The 2,744-nt window shown below is 65.4% G+C and carries 2 protein-coding genes and 1 pseudogene; 2 read left to right on the top strand and 1 reads right to left on the bottom strand.

All coding sequences use genetic code 11. From position 1 onward, the window contains the following. Both ACY45C_RS14960 and ACY45C_RS14955 read left to right on the top strand, forming a co-directional pair. Positions 1-615, top strand: a 615-nt coding sequence (locus tag ACY45C_RS14960; RefSeq protein WP_462188211.1) for a type II toxin-antitoxin system HipA family toxin, incomplete at its 5' end; no start/stop codon positions are given. A 33-nt stretch (positions 616-648) separates the two neighbouring features. Then, positions 649-1,098: pseudogene (locus tag ACY45C_RS14955) on the top strand (restriction system modified-DNA reader domain-containing protein); the annotation flags it as partial. 1,080 nt (positions 1,099-2,178) lie between these two features. Here the strand turns inward: ACY45C_RS14955 and ACY45C_RS14950 are convergent. Further along, positions 2,179-2,463, bottom strand: a complete 285-nt coding sequence (locus ACY45C_RS14950; protein ID WP_462188210.1) for a hypothetical protein — start codon at positions 2,461-2,463, stop codon at positions 2,179-2,181. Between the last annotated feature and the right edge of the window lie 281 nt (positions 2,464-2,744).

The raw sequence follows: 2,744 nt of genomic DNA, 5'->3' as shown, positions 1-2,744 counted from the left end.
CTGAGACTCGCTCGCAGAGCGGGGCTTACCGTGGCGGAGTCGGAACTGCTGACCGTTGCCGGCCGGCACGTACTACTCCTGAGCCGCTTCGACCGCATCGGCGCGCGGCGTCTGGGGTTCGCAAGCGCCCTGACCATGCTCGAGGCCTCCGACGAGGACCTCCGCAGCTACCTCGAGATCGCCGAAGTGATCGAACGCTACTCGCCGAGAGCTGACGCCGACCTGCGTGAGCTCTACCGGCGGATCCTGTTCTCCATCCTGACCGGAAACACTGACGACCACCTGCGCAATCACGCGTTCCTGCGCGAGCGAGACGGCTGGGCGCTCTCTCCTGCCTACGACCTCAACCCCAATCCGGACAATCCGGCCCGGCTGAGCACGGCCGTCGATCTCGACAACACCGACGCAAGCATCGACCTCGCGCTGTCGGTGGGCAACTACTTCCGCTTGTCGCCGCCGAGGGCCCGCGACCTCGTCAGGGAGGTGGAGACCGCCACGGCGGGCTGGCGGCAGGCCGCAGCCGGGCTCGGCATCCCGAAAAGCCAGGCCGACCGGATGGCAGTGGCCTACGAGAGCGAACAGCGACGGATCGCCCGTGCTCTCAGTGTGCCTTGAGATGTTGCCGGCGGTTACGACGAAGCACGCCCGCGGCGGCATCGCTACAACGCGACCCTGGCAGACTTGATCGACGCTGGCCTCCTGCGCGCTGGCGAGCGGCTCGTCGGGCGCCGCAGCGGTCGGCTGTTCCCAGCGACCCTGACGGCCGACGGCCGGATCCGCACGGCCTCCGGCGAGGTCTACCGCTCGGCGAGCGCCGCAGCCAAGGCTGCTCCACCGGAGCGCCCAACCCGGGCGACTGGCGGTTCTGGCGAGTGGAACGAACGAACGACACGCTGTTCGCGACCCGTGCCCGATACCTGCTGTCCTCCGGCGCCGAGCGGAACGGCTGAGGCATGCGGGCCCGCCCCGACGATCACGGTCGCGAGACGGGTCGAGGTGTCCGGAACCGCCAGGACTACAGAACACCCGTTCGATTCGGTAGATGATGTCACGGGCGGCGCGGTCACTGGACATCTCCCCTGCTCAGGTGTCCGGTGACAGGCATCTCGGCCCGTCGACAGCCGTGACCTGGGCAGATCAACTTCGATGGCAAAATCCGTGGGCGTCCTTTTGCCGTTGAAGTCGGCCCCCGACCACCGGACCATGATCTTGTCAGTCAAGTCGGCTCTTCGGGGGTGGCCGCGGGCGGTGAGGAGGGCGACGACGGCTCTGATTGTTTCGGGGTGGGTGGCTGCTTCGACGAGGTCTGGCGTGGTGGGACTGAGGCCAGGGTTCGAGGCGATGGCCTTCGCTGTCTCCCGCTCGGTCAGCTTGCCTCCCCGGCGCATTCCGAACAAGGCCGAAATCATCTCGTAGTCGAGCAGGCCGGGTGCCGCGAACGATTCGACACCGCGAGTCGACGGCGCACGGCGACCCCGCCCGCGCTGTGGTCTGTCAGCGTTCGCACCAACGCCGAACAGTCGATCACGGCCATGACCTTACTGTAGCCGCTGCGCCTGCAATATTGCAGGCACAGCGGTCCAGGTCGTCAACGCGCCGCCGACGGTCGCCGCGTCCCGCGGTCGACGGGAGCAGTCCGCAGCAGACTGCGATTGCCGCGGCAACCGCCAGGAGTGTGGCTGCGATCTCAGGACCTGCCAGATCCACGGAACACCCGTTCGACCCTCAATTCTACGGAAGGAAGGACAACTGATGCCCCGATAGGACGGCGTTTTCTCCCCGCCGTAAACGGCGGGGCCTCCACGCCACAAAACCGGTAAGGAGGGGGCGACCGAGGAGAATGGTGAAGCTGGAGGGGAGCCGGAGCGCCGCCTTCCCGCCACCCGCGCGCGGCGGCCACAGGACGCGAGCACCGGACATCGCAGAGCTACGATGTCCGGCGCCGCGGTGGCCGGAGAACCCGGGCGAGCATTGCCGATTGGAATCCGTTCCGGACGCCCTGGCCAACCCCGCTACACGTCTCTCCTAGGGGACGTAATGAAGTAACAAATACGTGATCGAGAGCATCATCGCAGGTCACAGGGCTGTGGAGGGTTCGAAACGCGCAAGTTATTTCATTTCGACTCCCTAGCGGTTCGCTGTATTTCAGTGGCGTTCCGTCCGGGTCCTCTCGTCAACTCAGTCCCAGTCCCAATCCCAATCCCAGTCGTCCTTGTGGTGCCGGTCCTTGCCGTCCCAACGGTCCTTACCGTCCCAACGGTCCTTACCGTCCCAACGGTCCTTACCGTCCCAACGGTCCTTACCGTCCCAACGGTCCTTACCGTCCCAACGGTCCTTACCGTCCCAACGGTCCCAGTGATCCTTGGCGATCTTTTCATCCACCGGGCCACCGAGATAGCTCGACGCCAGCGCGCTCGTAGCCGCCGGCCCCACGGTGACGAACACTGCCGCCGCCGTAGACACCGCGACAACCGCGGCTTTCCGCCTCACGGACTTGTCCACACTTCCTCCAGAACCGAGAGAGAGTGAATCGCTACCATCAGCAACAGAGACTAGTGTGCTCGACGAGGTCCGCAAACGGATCATCGGCCGGCTTCGACGATCAGCCGACTACGGAACATAGTCTTTCTGGGATGAAGAGGGGATGGCACATTTGACGTTCTCCCCTGCCTGAAGGCGGGATTCCAACCCCTATACACCCACCGGAAGGGGAGGTGCGGAATGCGGAAGCCTGTAGAGGCCAT

The sequence above is a fragment of the Frankia sp. CcWB2 genome, assembly GCF_977927585.1.
The sequence above is the reverse complement of the archived record's forward strand: the minus strand, read 5'-3'. Positions and strand labels throughout refer to the sequence as shown.